Below are 292 nucleotides of genomic sequence, written 5' to 3'. Positions count from 1 at the left end.
CTATTTTGTAATTTAAGTTTATCTATTGCAGTCTTAAAATCAAGGTTTAAAATAATACTTTCACTTTCAACTCTTGCCTTTTTTACATTGGACTTAACAATATCTATGCTTTCCTTACTGATATCTACAAAAGTACATGACTTGGCACCCCTAGATAAGCACTCTATTCCTAAAGAACCAGTCCCAGCAAATAAATCCAGAACTTCACTTTCCATTATATATGAATTTATCATATTAAATAGAGACTCTTTTACTCTATCTGTAGTTGGCCTTACATCTTCATTTTTTGGAG

Annotated in this window: 1 protein-coding gene; it reads right to left on the bottom strand. The window is 30.8% G+C overall.

Going from position 1 to position 292, the window contains the following annotated elements:
- The coding region (locus tag P0G09_RS19975) for an RsmD family RNA methyltransferase (protein ID WP_275253544.1) at positions 1–292 on the bottom strand (292 nt) is incomplete at both ends.

This window comes from Faecalibacterium sp. DFI.5.82, from assembly GCF_029076575.1.
Taxonomy (GTDB): domain Bacteria; phylum Bacillota; class Clostridia; order Oscillospirales; family Ruminococcaceae; genus Faecalibacterium; species Faecalibacterium duncaniae.
The sequence above is the reverse complement of the archived record's forward strand: the minus strand, read 5'-3'. Positions and strand labels throughout refer to the sequence as shown.